The sequence below is a fragment of the Kitasatospora sp. NBC_01539 genome (assembly GCF_045040525.1).
GTDB lineage: Bacteria > Actinomycetota > Actinomycetes > Streptomycetales > Streptomycetaceae > Kitasatospora.
The window spans coordinates 3,536,891-3,555,353 of sequence record NZ_CP109390.1 but is presented as its reverse complement, the minus strand read 5'-3'; the positions used below and the strand labels follow the sequence as shown (position 1 = coordinate 3,555,353).

Below are 18,463 nucleotides of genomic sequence, written 5' to 3'. Positions count from 1 at the left end.
GGCCCGGAAGCAGGGGTTGCTTCCGGGCCCTCTCGGGGTCGTCTCGGGGTCAGTCCTCGTCCTCGTCGTCGAGCCTCGCCAGCCAGGTGGCCAGCCGCTCGACGGGGATCTCGAAGTCCGGGTTGAGGTCGACGAACTCGCGCAGGCGCTCGGCCAGCCACTCGAAGGTGACCTCCTCGTCGCCTCGCCGGCTCGCCAGCTCCTCGATGCCTCGGTCGGTGAAGTACACGGTGTGCTCCGGTCCGGTGGGGTGTGACCCGGTCAGAATAGTCCCGGCGGGTCAGGCGTCGTTGCGGTAGTAGGTGAGCGACACCCTGGCCGCCCCGCTGGCCCGGCCCTGCTCCACCACCTTCGCGACGACCACGTCGCCGCTCTCCCGGTTGCGCACGCAGAACAGCCGGCCGACCGGCAGGTCGTCGTACTTCAGCTCGGTCAGCGGCTGCTGCTCGATGCCGGCGGTGCACGCCGCCGGGGTGAGCCGCGGCTGCTTGTCGAAGTAGACGTCCGAACCGCTCGACCAGTTGAAGTGGCCGTAGGTCGGCTCCAGCGCCCAGGCCGGGTACGTCGACGAGGAGACGACCTTGCCGTTCGACAGGTCGAAGAGGTACGTGTAGTCCGGGCTCGCCAGCTCGCGGTCGCGGTACAGCTCGGTGTACGTGCCGCCGGGCGCCGCCGCGGCGGAGCCGCCCGCCCCGGTGGCCCCCGCCGATTCCCCGGACGCCGCCGGCGCCCTGCCCGTCCCGGTGCCGGCACCGGGCGCGGTGCCCTGCGCGGTCGGGTGCCGCTGCCCCGCGGCGCCGCCCGCCGGGTCGTCGCCGTCCGTCAGCAGGACGCCGACGAGGGTGCCGGCGACCGCGGTCGCCGCGGCGATGCCGAGCACCGTCCGCCACCCCACCCCGCCCCGCCGCGCCGGCACCGGGCCGGGGTGGGGCGCCGGACGCGGCACCGTGGCGGCGAAGCCCGGGTGCGGGTGCTGGTACGCCGCCGGCGGTACGTGCGGGGCCGGTGCGCCCACGGGCGCCTGCGGCGGCCCGAACGCCCCGAGCGGCGGTGCCACCGCACCGGCCGGCGGTCCGGCCGGCGGCGGGGGAGCGGCGGGCGAGGGTGCGGTGGCCCGCAGGGTCGGCGGCCCCGCGGGCGGTGCCGGCAGCGGGGTGGGCGGGGTCCGCGGCAGGTCGGAGCGCCGGGTGATCTCCGTGCCGACGGGGGCGGGCAGCCAGTCGTCGGAGAAGCGGAGCTGCCCGCCGACCTCGGGGTGGCTGCGGGCGGCGTCGATGAGTTCGGCCGGGGCCGGCCGGTCCTCGGGCTGCTTGGCGAGGCAGCGCTCCAGCAGGCCGCGCAGGTCGGCCGGCACGTTCCCGAGGTCCGGCTGCTCGTGGACCACGCGGTAGAGCACGGCCGTCTCCGGGCCCTCGCCGAACGGCGGTGTGCCGCCGACCGCGTACGCGGCCAGGGCGCCGAGCGCGAAGACGTCGGTGGCGGGGGTGACCGGTCGTCCCTGGGCCTGCTCGGGCGACATGAAGGCGGGCGAGCCGATCCGGAAACCGGTGCCGGTGAGCGCGGTGGCGTCGGCGGCCCGGGCGATGCCGAAGTCGATCACCCGCGGGCCGTCCGCGGCGACCAGCACGTTGGCCGGCTTGAGGTCGCGGTGCACCACCTGCACGCTGTGGATCGCCTGGAGGGCCTCGGCGATGCCGCCGATCAGCAGCAGCACCGTGCGGACGGGCAGCGCCCCGTGCTCGCGGATCACCTGCTGCAGCGAGGGGCCGGGCACGTAGGCGGTGACCAGCCACGGCGCGTCCGCGTCGGCGCCCGAGTCGATCACCTGGGCGGTGTACAGGCCGTGGATGCGCTGGGCGCTCGTCACCTCCTGGGCGAACCGCCGCCGGAACTCCCCGTCCTCGGCGAACTCCGGGCGCACCACCTTGAGCGCCACCGGCCGCCCGCCGGGCGTGTACGACAGGTACACCCGCCCCATGCCGCCCGCGCCGAGGCGGGCGAAGAGCCGGTAGCCGCCGACCTCCCGGGGGTCGTCCGGGTGGAGCGGCTGGAAGACGGACGGCAGATCGGCGGACATTGCGGCGGCTCCCCCACGGTGCGACAGGACGGTCACACCGTAGCGACCTGACGCACCGGCAGACCGGCGGGGTGCCGCCGCACGCGCCGAGGCCCGGCCCCGCGGGAGCGGGACCGGGCCTCGTGACGGTGCGTCGGCGACGCCGTGTCAGCGGTGCCGCGTCAGAGCGAGAACACCTCGTCGACGAGGCCCTGCTGCTCGGCGGCGTGGCGCTTGGCCGAGCCGACCGCGGGGGCCGAGGAGGCCGACCGGGCGACACGGCGCAGGCGCGCGCCGTTGGCGTTGCGGCCGATGACGACCTGCAGGTGGTCGACCAGGTTCATGGCGATGAACGGCCATGCGCCCTGGTTGGCCGGCTCCTCCTGGGCCCAGATGAACTGGACGTTGTCGCCGAAGCGGCCCAGCTCCTCCTGCAGCTCGGAGATCGGCAGCGGGTAGAGCCGCTCGACCCGGACGATGGCGGTGTCGGTGACACCGCGCTCGGTACGGGCCGCCTCCAGGTCGTAGTAGAACTTGCCGGAGGTGATGACGACCTTGCGCACCTGCGCCGGGTCGACCGTGTTGTCGCCGATGACCGGGCGGAACGCCCCGGACGTGAACTCGGCGGCGGCGGACGCCGCGGCCTTCAGGCGCAGCATCGACTTCGGGGTGAAGACGATGAGCGGCTTGTGGTGCGGGTTGTGCGCCTGCCAGCGCAGCAGGTGGAAGTAGTTCGACGGCGAGGTGGGCATTGCGACCGTCATGTTGTTCTGCGCGCACAGCTGCAGGAAGCGCTCCGGGCGGGCGGACGAGTGATCCGGTCCCTGGCCCTCGAAGCCGTGCGGCAGCAGCAGGGTGACGCCGGAGTGCTGGCCCCACTTCTGCTCGGCGGAGGCGATGTACTCGTCGACCATGGTCTGCGCGCCGTTGACGAAGTCGCCGAACTGCGCCTCCCACATGACCAGCGCGTTCGGGCGGGTCAGCGAGTAGCCGTACTCGAAGCCCATCGCCGCGTACTCGGACAGCAGGCTGTCGTACACGGTGAAGCGGGCCTGGTCCTCCGTCAGGTACAGCAGCGGGGTGTAGTCCTCACCGGTGTTGCGGTCGATGAGGACGGCGTGGCGCTGGCCGAAGGTGCCGCGGCGGCTGTCCTGGCCGGCGAGGCGGACGGGGTGGCCCTCCATCAGCAGCGAGCCGATGGCGAGCGCCTCGCCGGTGGCCCAGTCGATGGTGTTGTCCTCGACCGAGGCGGCGCGGCGCTGCAGCTGCGGCAGCAGACGCGGGTGCACGGTCAGCCAGTCCGGCAGGTTGACCTGCGAGGCGGCGATCCGCTTGACCATCTCCTCCGAGATGCCGGTCTGGATGCTCACCGGGAAGTCCGCGACGGGCCTGCCGCCGGCGGCGGACGCCGGGGCGCCCGCAGCCTCGCGGACCTCGGCGAAGACCTTCTCCAGCTGGCCCTGGAAGTCCTGGAGCGCCTGCTCCGCCTCTTCCATGGTGATGTCGCCGCGACCGATCAGGCCCTCGGTGTACAGCTTGCGCACCGAGCGCTTCTTGTCGATCAGGTCGTACATCAGCGGCTGGGTGAACGACGGGTTGTCGGCCTCGTTGTGACCGCGGCGGCGGTAGCAGATGAGGTCGATGACGACGTCCTTGTGGAACTCCTGCCGGAACTCGAAGGCGAGCCGCGCGATGCGGACCACGGCCTCCGGGTCGTCGCCGTTCACGTGGAAGATCGGCGCCTCGATCATGCGCGCGACGTCGGTGCAGTACATCGACGAGCGCGAGGACGCCGGCGCGGCGGTGAAGCCGACCTGGTTGTTGACCACCAGGTGGATCGTGCCGCCGGTGCGGTAGCCGCGCAGCTGCGACATGTTCAGGGTCTCCGCGACGACGCCCTGGCCGGCGAAGGCCGCGTCGCCGTGCACCTGGATCGGCAGTACCGGGAAGGTCGTGCCGCCCTGGTCCAGGACGTCCTGCTTGGCGCGGACGATGCCCTCGACGACCGGGTCGACCGTCTCCAGGTGGGACGGGTTGGCGGCGAGCGACACCTTGATGGTCTCGCCGTCGAGGCCGGTGAAGGTGCCCTCGGAGCCCAGGTGGTACTTGACGTCGCCGGAGCCGTGCATCGACTTCGGGTCGAGGTTGCCCTCGAACTCGCCGAAGATCTTGCCGTACGGCTTGCCGACGATGTTGGCCAGCACGTTGAGGCGGCCGCGGTGGGCCATGCCGATGACGGCCTCGTCGAGGCGGTGCTCGGCGGCGGCGTCGATCGTGGCGTCCAGCAGCGGGATGAGCGACTCGCCGCCCTCCAGCGAGAAGCGCTTCTGCCCGACGTACTTGGTCTGCAGGAACGTCTCGAAGGCCTCGGCGGAGTTCAGCCGGCGCAGGATGCGCAGCTGCTCCTCGCGCTCGGGCTTCGTGTACGGCTTCTCCAGGCGCTGCTGCAGCCACTTGCGCTGCTTCGGGTCCTGGATGTGCATGTACTCGATGCCGACGGTGCGGCAGTACGTGTTGCGCAGCAGGCCGAGGATGTCGCGGAGCTTCATCATCTTGTTGCCGCCGAAGCCGCCGACCGCGAACTCGCGCTCCAGGTCCCACAGGGTGAGGCCGTGCTGCACGACGTCCAGGTCGGGGTGCTTGCGCTGCTTGTACTCCAGCGGGTCGGTGTCGGCCATGAGGTGGCCGCGCACGCGGTACGCGTGGATGAGCTCCATGACGCGCGCGGTCTTGTTGACCTCGTCGTCGTGGGTGGCGGCGACGTCCGTCGCCCAGCGCACCGGCTCGTACGGGATGCGCAGCGACTCGAAGACCTCGTCGTAGAAGCCGTGCTCGCCCAGCAGGAGCTGGTGGATCGTGCGCAGGAACTCGCCGGAGGCCGCGCCCTGGATGACCCGGTGGTCGTAGGTCGAGGTCAGCGTCATGATCTTCGAGACGCCGAGGCGGGCCAGCGTCTCGGGCGAGGAGCCCTGGAACTCGGCCGGGTACTCCATGGCGCCGACGCCGACGATGGTGCCCTGGTTCTGCATGAGGCGCGGCACGGAGTGCACGGTGCCGATGCCGCCGGGGTTGGTCAGCGAGACGGTGACGCCGGTGAAGTCGTCCATCGTCAGCTTGTTGGCGCGGGCCCGGCGGACGATGTCCTCGTAGGCCTGCCAGAAGCCGAAGAAGTCGAGCGTCTCGGCCTTCTTGATGGCCGCGACGACGAGCTGGCGGTCGCCGTTCGGCTTCACCAGGTCGATGGCGAGGCCGAGGTTCACGTGGGCGGGCTTGACCAGGTAGGCCTTGCCGTCCTCCACCTTGTAGCTGTGGTTCATGCCCGGGGAGGCCTTGATGGCCTGGACCAGGGCGTAACCGATCAGGTGGGTGAAGGACACCTTGCCGCCGCGGGCGCGCTGCAGGTGGTTGTTGATGACGATGCGGTTGTCGATCAGCAGCTTGGCCGGGACGGCACGCACCGACGTCGCTGTCGGCACCTCCAGCGAGGCGTCCATGTTGGTCGCGACCGCCTTGGACGGGCCGCGCAGCTGGACGAGCTCGGGACCCTGCGCGGCCGGAGCGGCGGCGGCCGCCGGAGCGGCGGCCTTCGGCGCGGGCGGTGCGGCAGGGGCTGCGGCGAGTGGCGCAGGCGCCGGCTGGACCGGCGCGGCCGGTGCAGCGGGGGCGGGCGCCGCCTCGACGGCAGGAGCGGCAGGAGCTGCAACGGTGGTCGGCGCGGAGCCGACCTGGGTTGCGGCCTGGGTCACTGGAGTCACCTCGGTACCGGGCTTGTAGTCGGCGAAAAAGTCCCACCAGGCCCGGTCTACGGAACTCGGGTCCTGGAGGTACTGCTGGTAGATCTCGTCGACGAGCCACTCGTTGGGGCCGAAGCCAGTGGTACTTGCCGAGCTGGGGGTTTCAGGGTGTGGCGACATCGGGGCAACCGCCCTCTTCCGCTTCCTTTTTGGATGGTGGACAGCGGGGATTAAGGCTACGCCTCCGACCAGTGATCGCGCAGTCCTCCGAGGCCAGGCGTCGCCCAGATCACAGTGACCGGCCGATTTTGGGCCGATTGTGCGCGTTACAAAACCGCGCAGGCAGGGAACCTGACACCTTCGCTCACCATCATTATCACCTGAAAACCTGACAATACGGACTCCGGGGCCGGCCCCGAGCGGGACCGGCCCCGGTATGTACCGGTTGTGTGACAACTACACCGCTATGGGCGACTCACCCGGCAGCGAGACCTCGATCCGGCAGCCCGGCGCGGCCTCGGCCACCCGGATCTCGCCGCCGTGCAGGTCGACCGCCCAGCGGGCGATGGCCAGGCCCAGGCCGGTGCCGCCGTCGCTGCCCGGACCCTGGGCCGTCGCGGTGCCGCTGCGCCCGAAGCGCTCGAACACCCGCTCGCGGTCCTGGACCGGGATGCCCGGCCCCTGGTCCTCGACCTGCAGCCGCAGCCCGCCGTGCCCCTCGCCGGCCCGGGCACGCACCGTCACGGTGCCGCCGGCCGGCGAGTGCTTGCAGGCGTTGTCGACGAGGTTGGCCACCACCTGGTGCAGGCGCTCCTCGTCGGCGACGGCCGTCAGGCCCGGCGGATCGACGTCCAGGCTCAGTCGCACGTCGCCGCGCCGCCCGTACGCGCCGCCGGCGGTGGCGCCGTCGACGGTGACCCCGCGCAGCACGCCGTCCAGGAACGGCCGCACCTCGAAGGGGCGGCTGTCGAGCGGCACGACCCCGCCGTCGAGCTTGGAGAGGTCCAGCAGGTGGGTGATCAGCCGCCCGAGCCGCTCGGTCTGCTCCAGCGCGGCGCCCAGCGTCCTCGGCTCGGGCTGCACGACGCCGTCGACGACGTTCTCCAGGACGGCCCGGAGGGCGGCGATGGGCGTGCGCAGCTCGTGCGAGACGTTGGCGATCAGCTCGCGCCGGTGCCGGTCGGCGGCCTCCAGGTCGGCGGCCATGCGGTTGAACGAGTCGGCGAGCTCGCCGATCTCGTCCCGGGAGGCGGTGTCGACCCGGGTGCTGTAGTCACCGCGGGCCATGGCGCTCGCGGCGGCGGTCATCGCGCGCAGCGGGGCGGTCAGCCCGTGCGCGAGGAACTGCATGAAGAGCAGCGACGCGATCATCGAGAAGATCATGATGATCCGGATCTGCGTCTCGGAGCGGATCGCGACGACCACCATGCCGGTCGCCAGGAAGACGGACACGATCACCAGCAGGGCGAGCTTGCCCTTGATCGATCGCACCGGGTCGAACGGGCGCATGTCGGCCCACACCCGGCGGGCGGCCCGGCCGGCCAGGCCGGGGCGCGGACGCGCGGCGGCGTCCTTGTTGCGTTGCTGCGGAAAGGTCATGGTGTCCCTGGGTGTCGGTACCCCGCGGGACGAGAGCGTGGGCCCCCCGGCGGCCCAGCCCTCGGCGCGACGCCGTCGGAGAACAGCTAGGAGAGCGGTGCCTCCAGGGCGTACCCGACGCCGTGCACCGTGCGGATCCAGCTCGCGCCGATCTTCCGGCGGAGCGCCTTGACGTGGCTGTCGACCGTGCGGGTGCCCGAGGCGTCCGTCCAGTCCCAGACCTCCGCGAGCAGCTGCTCGCGGGTGAGCACCGCGCGCGGCTGCGCGGCGAGGCAGGCCAGCAGATCGAACTCGGTCGGCGTCAGGTGGACGTCGCCCGAGCCGAGCCGCACCCGGCGCTGCACGTGGTCGATCTCCAGCTCGCCGAAGCGCAGCGAGCCGAGGGCCGGCGTCCTCGCGGCCTGCTGGGCGCGCTCCACGCGGCGCAGCAGCACGTTGACGCGGGCGGCCAGCTCGCGCATCGAGAACGGCTTGGTCATGTAGTCGTCCGCGCCGACGCCCAGGCCGACCAGCAGGTCGGTCTCGTCGTCGCGGGCGGTGAGCATCAGGACGGGCACCGGGCGCTGCGCCTGGATCCGGCGGCACACCTCCAGGCCGTCGAAGCCGGGCAGCATGATGTCGAGCACCACGAGGTCGGGCTGCCAGGTGTGGAACCCGTCCACCGCGCCGGGGCCGTCGTGGGCCACGGCGACCTTGAAGCCCTCCGCGCCCAGCCTGGCCGCGATGGACTCGGCGATGGTGGGCTCGTCCTCCACCACCAGCACCCGCCGCTGCGTACCGACCTGGCTGCTGCCGGTCTCCTGCTGAATTTCTGTCACGGTCACGCCACCGCCCCCAGGGCTGCGGGCCGGCCACCTGTGGGGGTGGCGGGCGCCGCGTCGTAGTCGTCTTGTTCCGTCGTGGGCTTGTGCCCGGCCTGCCGTGTCCCGCAGGGCGCCGTTCCGCCGACGGCTTCCCGCGCGGCGTGGATGCGCCGTGTGGCTCGCACACCCGGCCCGCACTCCACGCAGAGTACGGACACCGTGGGCGTTCCGGCAGATGGCTCGGGTGGATCCGGGCCACGGCCGTGCCGGTTCCCGTCCGGGACCGGGCACGGGGCGATACCTTACCGGGCGATTTTCCCGGCCGGAACGCGCTGTACGACCCCTCACCGCGGCTGCGGTCCTTACGGAAGCGATGCTCGTCCGTGAACGGAGGGAAGGTACGGACCAAGGGGGCCGTGGACGTCGCCGAAGCTCAAGCAACCTTCACAGCTCTTCCCCAGCAGGCTCCCAGGCTGGGAACGTATCGTGGTCACGACAAGGACCGCCGGTGTCCTCGCGGGCACCGTCCGTGCGCATCCCCGTGCGCCCTCACCGCCGCTGCGAGGGCCTCGCGCGCCGGTCCGCCGGCGGCGGACGGAGGGCCCATGGCAGGCGCCGGCCACCCGGCGGACCCGCGCGGACCGCACCCGGCCGTCCGGCTGCGCGACGCGGTGCCGACCCCCCGCCGCACCCCCTTCACCGTCGCGTACCTCGCCCTGCTGCTCGGCACCACGCTCCTCGCCCGCTTCGCCGACCCCGTACGGGTGCACCGGCTGCAGGCGCTCTCCAGCACGGACGTCCACAACCTCCTGCACCACCCCGCGCCCGCCCTGCTCGCCAGCGGCCTGTGGGTGGCCGGGCCGATCTGGACCCCCTACCTCTGGGCCTTCGCCCTGACCGTGGCCCCGCTCGAACGCCGGGTCGGCGCCGGCCCGACCGCCGCGGTGTTCGCCGCCGGGCACGTCGGCGCCACCCTGCTCTCCCAGGGCGTCGTGCTCGCCTCGGTCGCCGCCGGCCGGCTCTCCCCCGACCTCCTCGACGCCCTCGACATCGGCGTCAGCTACGGCGTGCTCGCCTGCCTCGGGGCCCTCGCGGGGCTGCTCCGCCCGCGCGCCCGGGCGGCCGTGCTGGCCGCCGCGGCCGTGTACGTCGGGCAGTCGTCCCTCCTCGGGGCGGACCCGGTGACCGTCACCGGCCACCCGGCCGCCCTCCTCGTCGGCATCGCCCTCTGGCGGCCGCTGCGGCGCCGGGCCCGCCCCGGGCCGCCCCGGACGGCGGGCCGTCCGGCCCTCCCGTCCCGCGCCTGAGCTGCACCTCTCCCCGGGCCGCCGGCGATCGCCCAGGGCGAACACGGACCGGGGAACAATCGCGCCCCGCCAATCCTTAGTCAGGTCAGCTCAACTTCACTGACTGGGGAGAGATCATGGCATCGACGTCCACACCGCTCACCCTGCCCGTGCTGCCGCTCGACGACGAGGTCGTGCTCCCCGGCATGGTCGTCCCGCTCGACCTCTCCGACGCCGAGGTCCGCGCCGCCGTCGAGGCCGCCCGGGCGGCCGGGGCCGCCGGCGCCAAGCCCCAGGTGCTGCTGGTGCCGAGGCTCGACGGCTCCTACGCCGCCGTCGGCACGCTGGCCACCGTCGAGCAGGTCGGGCGCCTCGCCGACGGCGACCCCGCCGCGCTGGTCCGCGCCGTGCGCCGGGTGCGCATCGGCGCCGGCACCACCGGCCCCGGCGCCGCGCTCTGGGTCGAGACCACGCCCTTCCGCGAGTCCTCCGTCGGCACCCCGGTGGCGGGCCGCGCCGCCGAGCTGGTCAAGGAGTACAAGGCGCTCTCCACCGAGTGGCTGCGCAAGCGCGGCGCCTGGCAGATCGTCGACCGCGTCGCCCAGATCGACGGCGTCGGCGAACTCGCCGACAACATCGGCTACGCGCCCTTCGCCACCGCCGAGCAGAAGCTCAAGGTGCTCCTGGAGGCCGACCAGCTCGCCCGCCTCGGCTACGCGCTGACGCTGCTGCGCGACCACCTCGCCGAGGAGGAGGTCAACGACACCATCCGCAAGGACGTCGAGGAGGGCGTGGCCAAGCAGCAGAAGGAGTTCCTGCTGCGCCGCCAGCTGGAGGCCGTCCGCAAGGAGCTGGCCGAGCTCGACGGCGGCACGGCCTCCGAGGAGGACGACTACCGGGCCCGGGTGGAGGCGGCCGACCTGCCGGAGAAGGTCCGCGAGGCCGCCCTCAAGGAGGTCGACAAGCTGGAGCGCTCCAGCGAGCAGTCGCCCGAGGGCTCGTGGATCCGCACCTGGCTGGACACCGTGCTGGAGCTGCCCTGGAGCGAGCGCTCCGAGGACGCGTACGACATCGCCGGCGCCCGCGCCGTGCTCGACGCCGACCACGCGGGCCTGGCGGACGTGAAGGACCGCATCGTCGAGTACCTGGCCGTCCGCAAGCGCCGCGCCGACCGGGGGCTCGGTCTCGTCGGCGGCCGCCGCGGCGGAGCCGTGCTGGCCCTGGTGGGCCCGCCCGGCGTCGGCAAGACCTCGCTCGGCGAGTCGGTGGCCCGCGCCATGGGCCGCTCCTTCGTCCGGGTGGCGCTCGGCGGCGTCCGCGACGAGGCGGAGATCCGCGGCCACCGGCGCACCTACGTCGGCGCGCTGCCCGGCCGGATCGTCCGCGCGATCAAGGAGGCCGGCTCGATGAACCCGGTCGTCCTGCTCGACGAGATCGACAAGGTCGGCTCCGACTACCGCGGCGACCCGGCCGCCGCCCTGCTGGAGGTGCTCGACCCGGCGCAGAACCACACCTTCCGCGACCACTACCTGGAGGTCGAGCTCGACCTCTCCGACGTGGTCTTCCTCGCCACCGCCAACGTGCTGGAGGCCATCCCCGAGCCGCTGCTCGACCGGATGGAGCTGGTGCGCCTCGACGGTTACACCGAGGACGAGAAGGTCGTCATCGCCCGCGACCACCTGCTGCCCCGCCAGCTGGAGAAGGCCGGGCTGAAGGCGGACGAGGTCGCCCTCGACGAGGGCGCGCTGCGCCGGCTGGCCGGCGAGTACACCCGCGAGGCGGGCGTGCGCACCCTGGAGCGCTCGATCGCCCGCATCCTGCGGAAGGTCGCGGCACAGAGCGAGCTCGGCGAGCGGGAGCTGCCCGTCGCGATCGGCGCCGACGACCTGCGGGCGCTCATCGGGCGGCCGCACCACACCCCGGAGTCCGCGCAGGAGCCAGCGGAGCGGCGTACCGCGGTGCCGGGCGTGGCCACCGGCCTCGCCGTCACCGGCGCCGGCGGCGACGTCCTCTACATCGAGGCCTCGCTGGCGGACGCCGAGACCGGCTCGACCGGGCTGACCCTGACCGGGCAGCTGGGCGACGTGATGAAGGAGTCCGCGCACATCGCGCTCTCCTACCTCCGCTCGCGCGGCGCCGAGCTGGAACTGCCCGTCACCGGACTGCGGGAGCGCGGCATCCACCTGCACGTGCCCGCCGGGGCCGTCCCCAAGGACGGGCCGAGCGCCGGCGTCACCATGACGACCGCGCTCGCCTCGCTGCTCTCCGGCCGCAAGGTGCGCACCGACGTGGCGATGACGGGCGAGGTGTCGCTGACCGGGCGGGTGCTGCCGATCGGCGGGGTGAAGCAGAAGCTGCTCGCCGCCGACCGGGCCGGGATCACCACGGTGATCATTCCCAAGCGCAACGAGGCCGACCTGGACGACGTGCCGGCCGAGGTGCTGGAGCGGCTGGCCGTGCACCCGGTCGCCGACGTGCGGGAGGTGCTGGCGCTGGCCCTGGAGCCGGCCGAGGTACCGGTGGCCGCGGCCGCCGCGTAGCGGCGGGGGTCGTGGGGCCGCGGGCGGCGGAGGAGCCGCCCGCGGCCCCACGGGCGTGCCCGGAAGGTGAGACGACTCTTGTGCGACGGACCGTCAGCACGCCACGCTGGCCCCATGCATCGCCACGCGTACCTGAGCCGTCGACTCGACGTCGACCTGGCGTACGCGTGCTCCGCGATCTGTCACCGCGCCCTCTGAGCGCGGTGTCCCCGCCCGGCCGAGGCCGGGAGCACGTCCGGGTGTGAGCACCGCCGCGCGGTCCTCCCTTGCCCACCTCACCCGACGGGACAACCCCATGCGCCTCGCGCTGCCCGCCCTCGCCGCCGCCGTGCTGCTCGCCCTCGCCCCGGCGGCCCCCGCCGCCGGCGCGGAGGCCTTCGGCCCGCTGCCCCCGCACAACCCGTACGCGGGCCCCGACGGCACCGCCACCATGCACGGCGACACCGGATCCTCCGACGCGACCCCGCTGCCGGGGCCCGCCGCCGGGTCGCTGACCTCGCACCGGGCCGCGCTCGCCTCGGCCTGCCCGACCGTGCTGGTGGGTGCCGACGGCTACCCGGTCGCCCTGTGCACCGCGATCTTCGGCCTCACCCCGACCGTGCACCTGCTCGACCCGGCGACGGGTGACTCGCTGGCGTCGCTGCCGATCGCCAAGGGCTCGCTGCTCGGCGGCGTCTACGCCTACCTCGACGACCGGGACCGCCTGGTCGCCGTCGACGGCGGGGGCAGCCTGCTGCGCGTCGGGCACCACCGCACCGCCACCGGCGCCTGGCAGCTCTCCGTCGACTCCTCGCTGCCGCTGGCGTCCGCGCTGCCGTCCGGCGACGCGGTCACCGGGATCTCCCCGGACTGGCAGGGCCGGGTGTGGTTCGCGACCGGCGGCGGCACGGTCGGCACCGCGGACGACCGCACCGGCACCGTCCGCACGCTCGCGCTCCCCGCCGGCGAGACGGTGGCCAACTCCATCTCCACCGCGCCCGGCGGCACCGCCGTCGCCACCACGTACGCCACCTACCTGCTGACCGCCGCCGCCGACGGCACCCCGCAGATCGTCTGGCGGCAGCCGTACGACCGCGGGCCGGGCCGCAAGCCCGGACAGCTGAGCTGGGGCACCGGGTCGACGCCGACCTTCTTCGGCCCGCGCACCGGCGGCGAGTACGTCACCGTCGTCGACAACGCCGCCCCCACCGTCAACCTGCTGGTGTACCGCGCGGACTCCGGCGCGCAGGTCTGCTCGGTGCCCGTGCTGAAGGCCGGCGGCAGCGGCAGCGAGAACTCGCCGGTCGCGGTCGGCAACGCCGTGTTCGTCGCCTCGACCTACGGCTACCCGTACCCGAAGCTGCCGGAGGGCGCGGGCACCAGCGTGCCCGCGTCGGCGGCGTTCCGCGGCGGGCTGAGCCGGGTCGACGTCCGGGCCGACGGCTCCGGCTGCGACCTGCGCTGGGACACCCTCGTGCGCTCGGCCGCGGTGCCCCGGCTCTCCACCGCGGACGGCCTGATCCGCACGGTGCTCCGCGACCCGGTGATCCCGGGCACCACGACCACCTCCGAGCTCGACCCGTACAGCTACGCCGAGGTCGACCCGGCGACCGGCCGGGTGGTCCGGACGAAGTGGCTGGGCAGCGGCTTCGTCTTCGACACGCTGCAGATGGTCGGGTCGATCGCGCCGGGCGGCGTGGTGCTCCAGGGCACCACGACGGGCGTGCTGCGCATTACCAACGGGTAGTCCCCCGGGAGGGTCCGCCGAGTACCCGCCGGCAATCCGGGCGTGGGAGACTGCCGGAATGCCGTCGCCAACTCAGCGGGCCCTGGCCCGGGTCCCGGAGCGCTGGAAGCCCACGCTGGTGCAGCACCGCAAACTGGTGAAGTTCCTGCTGGTGGGCGGTACCTGCTTCGTGCTGACCATGGCCGTCGACCTCGGCCTCAAGTTCACCGTGCTCCAGCACAAGCCGGTCGTGGCACTCACCGTCGCCACGGTGATCGCCACCGTCGTGTCGTACGTGCTGAACCGCCAGTGGTCCTTCCGCGCCAACGGGAAGCACCGCGAGGCGATCCTCTTCCTCGTGGTGAGCGCCCTCGCGGTGGCCGTCAACGACCTGCCGCTGGTGTTCTCCCGTTACGTGCTCGACCTGCGCGAGCCGGACGTCACCCCGCTGGTGCAGGAGGTCGCCGACTTCCTCAGCGGCATGATCGTCGGCACGCTGCTGGCCATGGTCTTCCGCTTCTGGGCGATGAACCGCTGGGTCTTCACCCGCACACGGCTGCAGCCGCCCGCCGAGGAGCTCGAACCCGAACGGGTCTGAACTCCCCGGGGGCGGCGGCCCCGGTGGCCCCTCGGGGGGCCCGGCTCAGCGGGCGCCGAGCAGGTGCTCCATGGCGAGCTGGTCGAGCTGCTCGAAGGCCATGCCGCGGGCGGCGGCCGCGTCCACGTCGAACTCCTCGAACGCCGAGCGGTCGGCGAGCAGGGCGTCCAGGCCGTCCGCGACGGTCGGCGTGGCCAGCTCGTCGAGGCGGGCGGCGCGCAGCGCCTCCTGCACGGCCGGGTCGGCGCGGAACGCCAGGGCCCGCTCCTTCAGCATCAGGTAGTTGCTCATGCAGCCGGCGGCCGAGGCCCAGACGCCGTCGAAGTCCTCGGTGCGCGGCGGCTTGAAGTCGAAGTGGCGCGGGCCCGCGTAGCCGGCCGACTCCAGCAGGTCGACCAGCCAGAACGCGCTGCGCAGGTCGCCGGCGCCGAAGCGCAGGTCCTGGTCGTACTTGATGCCGGACTGGCCGTTCAGGTCGATGTGGAACAGCTTGTCGTGCCACAGCGCCTGGGCGATGCCGTGGGTGAAGTTCAGGCCCGCCATCTGCTCGTGGCCGACCTCCGGGTTGAGGCCGACCTTCTCCGGGCGCTCCAGGCTGTTGATGAACGCCAGGGCGTGGCCGATGGTCGGGAGCAGGATGTCGCCGCGGGGCTCGTTCGGCTTGGGCTCGATCGCGAACCGCAGGTCGTAGCCCTTCTGGTCGACGTACTCGCCGAGCAGGTCGAAGGCCTCCTTCAGGCGGTCCAGCGCCACCCGGACGTCCTTGGAGCCGCCGTGCTCCGCACCCTCGCGGCCGCCCCAGGCGACGTACGTGGTGGCGCCGAGCTCGGCCGCCAGGTCGATGTTGCGGATGGTCTTGCGGAGCGCGTAGCGGCGCACGTCGCGGTCGTTGGAGGTGAAGCCGCCGTCCTTGAAGACCGGGTGCGTGAAGAGGTTGGTGGTGGCCATCGGCACCGTGAGGCCGGTGGCGTCCAGGGCGGCGCGGAAGCGCTTGACGACGGCGTCGCGCTCGGCGTCCGAGGAGCCGAACGGGATCAGGTCGTCGTCGTGGAAGGTGACGCCGTACGCGCCGAGCTCGGCGAGGCGGTGGACGGTCTCGACCGGGTCGAGGGCCGGGCGGGTGGCGTCGCCGAACGGGTCGCGGCCCTGCCAGCCGACGGTCCACAGGCCGAAGGTGAACTTGTCCGCGGGGGTGGGGGTGGGCATGGCGGAGTACTCCAGATCTGCCGGGGGCTATTCGTCAGGGCAGAAAACAAACTAATATCCCCAGGCACGGATGGGAAGTCCCGGCGCGGCACACGGAGTGAGACATGGCACGGATCGTCATCGGGGTGGACAGCTCCACCCAGGCCACCAAGGCCCTCGCGGTCGACACGGAGACCGGCGAGGTCCTCGGCGAGGGCCGCGCCGCGCACACCGTCACCGGCAGCGGCGGCGCCCGGGAGAGCGACCCCCGGCAGTGGCGGCAGGCCCTCGACGAGGCCGTCGCCGCCACCGGCCACGCCGACCGCGCCGAAGCCGTCGCTATCGGCGGCCAGCAGCACGGGCTCGTCACCCTCGACGCGGACGGCGCCCCCGTGCACCCCGCCCTGCTGTGGAACGACACCCGCTCCGCCGGCCAGGCCGCCGCCCTCGTCGACGCGCTCGGCCCCGACGCCTGGGCCCGGCGCACCGGCAGCGTGCCCAACGCCTCCTTCACGGTCAGCAAGTGGGCCTGGCTGCGCGACCAGGGCCTCGCCGGCCGGGTCGCCGCCGTCCGCCTCCCGCACGAGTACCTCACCGAGCAGCTCACCGGCCGCCCCGCCGCCGAGCGCAGCGACGCCTCCGGCACCGGCTGGTGGGGCGAGCACGGCTGGGACGAGGAGATCCTCGCCCTCGCCGGCCTCGACCCCGCCCTGCTGCCACCCCTCGTCGAGCCCGGCACCCCGGCCGGCGAGACCCTCGGCACCCTCGGCGGCCTGCGGCCCGGCATCCCCGTCGCCCTCGGCGCGGGCGACAACGCCGCCGCCGCCCTCGGGCTCGGCCTCGGCGGCGGCCCCGGCGCCGCCTACGGACGGCCCGCCCTCTCGCTCGGCACCTCCGGCACCGTCTACGCCGTCACCCGCGGCCGCCCCGCCGACCCCAGCGGCACCGTCGCCGGCTTCGCCGCGGCCCACGGCGACTGGCTGCCCCTCGCCTGCACGCTCAACTGCACCCTCGCCGTCGACCGCGTCGCCACCCTCCTCGGCCTCGACCGGCAGGCCGTCGAACCCGGCGGCGAGGCCGTCGTGCTGCCCTTCCTCGACGGCGAGCGCACCCCCGCACTGCCGCACGCCGCAGGCCTGATCCACGGCCTGCGCCACGACACCACCCCCGGCCAGCTGCTCCAGGCCGCCTACGACGGCGCCGCCCACGCCCTGCTCACCGCCCTCGACCTCGTGCTGGAGTCCGGCGGCGAGACCGGCGGCGACCAGCCGTTGCTGCTGATCGGCGGCGGCGCCCGCGGCCGGGCCTGGCAGGACACCGTCCGCCGGCTCTCCGGCCGCGCCGTGCAGGTGCCGGCCGCCGGCGAACTCGTCGCCCTCGGCGCCGCCGCCCAGGCCGCCGGACTGCTCAGCGGCGAGCACCCGGCGGCGGTCGCCCGCCGCTGGGACACGGCGGCCGGGCCCGTCCTGGCGGCGGTCGAACGGGACACCGCCACCGCGGCGCGGATCACCGCCGTGCTCGCCGACGGCGGCCCGCTGCTCGGCGCCCGCTGACCCGACACGGCACCCGGGGTCGCGAGCCCCGGGGCCGCGCCGTGCGGAACGCGCGGCCGAGCGCGGATACGCTGCAAGCGGTCGACCTGGTGTTCGGCCCGATGACCGGCAGGGGGCCGGGCGGACGCCCGACGAGGGCACCGGCCCGGCCGGTGGACGAGAGGTGCGACGGGGATGCGCGACACGGCGACGAGACGGGCCAGGCCCGCGAGCCAGCAGGGCATGCGCCGGGCCAACCTGGCGCTCGTGCTCGGCGAGTTCGCGGCCGGGCCGCGGTCGCGCGCCGAGGTCGCCGCCGCCACCGGGCTCACCCGCGCGGCGGTCTCCTCGCTCGTCGACGAGCTGTCGGCCGCCGGGCTCGTCGCCGAGAGCGGACCCACCGTGCCGAGCGGCCGGGTCGGGCGCCCCGGCACCGCACTCGCCCTCGACCCGCAGGGCCCGGCCGGCCTCGGCGGCGAGATCGGCGTCGAACACCTCGCCGCCTGCGTCGTCGACCTGCGCGGAGAGGTGCGCGCCTGGCTGCGCCGCGACGTCCCCAACCGCGGCCGCACCCCCGCCGCCGTCCTCGCCGACCTCGCGGCGCTGCTGCGCGAGGTCGCCGACGGCTGCGGCCTCGAACCCGCCGGTCTCGCCGTCGCCGTCCCCGGCCTGGTCGGCGCGGCCGACGGCACCGTCGAGCGCGCGGCGAACCTCGGCTGGTCGGACGTGCCGCTCGCCGCCGAACTCCGCCGGGCGCTGCGCGGGGCCGGTGCCACCGGCCTCGCCGGCCTGGCCCTCGACGTCGACAACGAGGCCAACCTCGGCGGCCTCGCCGAACTCTGGCTCGGCGACGGCCCCGACGACTTCCTGCACCTCTCCGCCGAGGCCGGCATCGGCGCGGCCCTCGTCGTCGACGGCCGACTGCTGCGCGGCGCCCGCGGCTACGCCGGGGAGATCGGCCACCTGCCCGTGCACCCCGACGGCCCGCCGTGCCCGTGCGGCGCACGCGGCTGCCTGGAGCAGTACGCCGGGGAGGCCGCGGTGCTGCGGGCCGCGGGCCTCACCGACGCCGGGGGCGACTGGGTGGCGCTGCTCGCCCGGCGCGCCGCCGACGGCGACCCCGCCGTCCGGGCCGCGCTGACCGGGGCCGGTACGGCGCTCGGCGTCGCCGCGGCCGGGTCCGTCAACCTGCTCGACCCGGCCGCGCTCGTGCTCGGCGGCGGCTACGCGGAACTCGCCGAGTGGCTGCTGCCCGCGATGCGGGCCGAACTCGCCGCCCGGGTCACCGTGCGCGCCTGGCGGGACGACTGGCTGTCGGTCTCCCGGCTCGGGCGGCGCGGCCCGCTGCTCGGGGCGGCGACCGGTGTGGTGCGCGCGGTCGTCGCCGACCCGGGCCGGTTCGCCGCCGCCGAGGGCTGAGGCCCG

12 protein-coding genes are annotated in these 18,463 nt (G+C 74.3%); 6 read left to right on the top strand and 6 right to left on the bottom strand.

Annotated features, from left to right (window positions below):
• Positions 1-49: 49 nt before the first annotated feature.
• From OG335_RS15065 to OG335_RS15045, 5 genes are all read right to left on the bottom strand, one after another.
• On the bottom strand, positions 50-229 hold the full coding sequence (locus OG335_RS15065) for a DUF6104 family protein (protein WP_057226968.1): 180 nt from the start codon (positions 227-229) through the stop codon (positions 50-52).
• Between the two features lie 51 nt (positions 230-280).
• Positions 281-2,077 carry a serine/threonine-protein kinase gene (locus OG335_RS15060; protein WP_405011617.1) on the bottom strand — a complete coding sequence of 599 codons (1,797 nt, stop codon included), beginning with the start codon at positions 2,075-2,077 and terminating at the stop codon, positions 281-283.
• A 161-nt stretch (positions 2,078-2,238) separates the two neighbouring features.
• A complete protein-coding gene (locus tag OG335_RS15055) occupies positions 2,239-5,970 on the bottom strand; it encodes a multifunctional oxoglutarate decarboxylase/oxoglutarate dehydrogenase thiamine pyrophosphate-binding subunit/dihydrolipoyllysine-residue succinyltransferase subunit (RefSeq protein WP_405011616.1) in 3,732 nt (1,243 codons plus the stop codon).
• Between the two features lie 276 nt (positions 5,971-6,246).
• Complete coding sequence (locus tag OG335_RS15050) at positions 6,247-7,389, bottom strand: ATP-binding protein (RefSeq protein WP_405011615.1); 1,143 nt, start codon at positions 7,387-7,389, stop codon at positions 6,247-6,249.
• A gap of 86 nt (positions 7,390-7,475) precedes the next feature.
• Positions 7,476-8,207 carry a response regulator transcription factor gene (locus OG335_RS15045; protein WP_405011614.1) on the bottom strand — a complete coding sequence of 244 codons (732 nt, stop codon included), beginning with the start codon at positions 8,205-8,207 and terminating at the stop codon, positions 7,476-7,478.
• A gap of 590 nt (positions 8,208-8,797) precedes the next feature.
• Here OG335_RS15045 and OG335_RS15040 point away from each other — a divergent pair.
• The 4 genes from OG335_RS15040 to OG335_RS15025 all read left to right on the top strand — a co-directional run bounded on the left by OG335_RS15040 (position 8,798) and on the right by OG335_RS15025 (position 14,321).
• Entirely contained in the window at positions 8,798-9,499 is a 702-nt protein-coding gene (locus OG335_RS15040) for a rhomboid-like protein (protein WP_405011613.1), read from the top strand.
• 116 nt (positions 9,500-9,615) lie between these two features.
• Complete coding sequence (gene lon, locus OG335_RS15035) at positions 9,616-12,018, top strand: endopeptidase La (RefSeq protein WP_405011612.1); 2,403 nt, start codon at positions 9,616-9,618, stop codon at positions 12,016-12,018.
• 295 nt (positions 12,019-12,313) lie between these two features.
• Entirely contained in the window at positions 12,314-13,744 is a 1,431-nt protein-coding gene (locus OG335_RS15030) for a hypothetical protein (protein WP_405015407.1), read from the top strand.
• Between the two features lie 58 nt (positions 13,745-13,802).
• Positions 13,803-14,321 (top strand): GtrA family protein, encoded by a 519-nt coding sequence (locus OG335_RS15025; protein ID WP_405011611.1) that lies wholly within the window; start codon positions 13,803-13,805, stop codon positions 14,319-14,321.
• Positions 14,322-14,366: 45 nt separating this feature from the next.
• Here the strand turns inward: OG335_RS15025 and xylA are convergent, their stop codons facing one another.
• On the bottom strand, positions 14,367-15,527 hold the full coding sequence (gene xylA, locus OG335_RS15020; protein WP_405011610.1) for a xylose isomerase: 1,161 nt from the start codon (positions 15,525-15,527) through the stop codon (positions 14,367-14,369).
• 104 nt (positions 15,528-15,631) lie between these two features.
• On the opposite strand from xylA, the gene xylB reads away from it, so the two are divergent.
• The gene (xylB, locus tag OG335_RS15015) at positions 15,632-17,059 is read left to right on the top strand and encodes a xylulokinase (RefSeq protein ID WP_405011609.1); all 1,428 of its coding nucleotides are present in this window, start codon (positions 15,632-15,634) and stop codon (positions 17,057-17,059) included.
• A 174-nt stretch (positions 17,060-17,233) separates the two neighbouring features.
• Complete coding sequence (locus OG335_RS15010; RefSeq protein ID WP_405011608.1) at positions 17,234-18,457, top strand: ROK family protein; 1,224 nt, start codon at positions 17,234-17,236, stop codon at positions 18,455-18,457.
• The last annotated feature ends 6 nt before the right edge of the window (positions 18,458-18,463 follow it).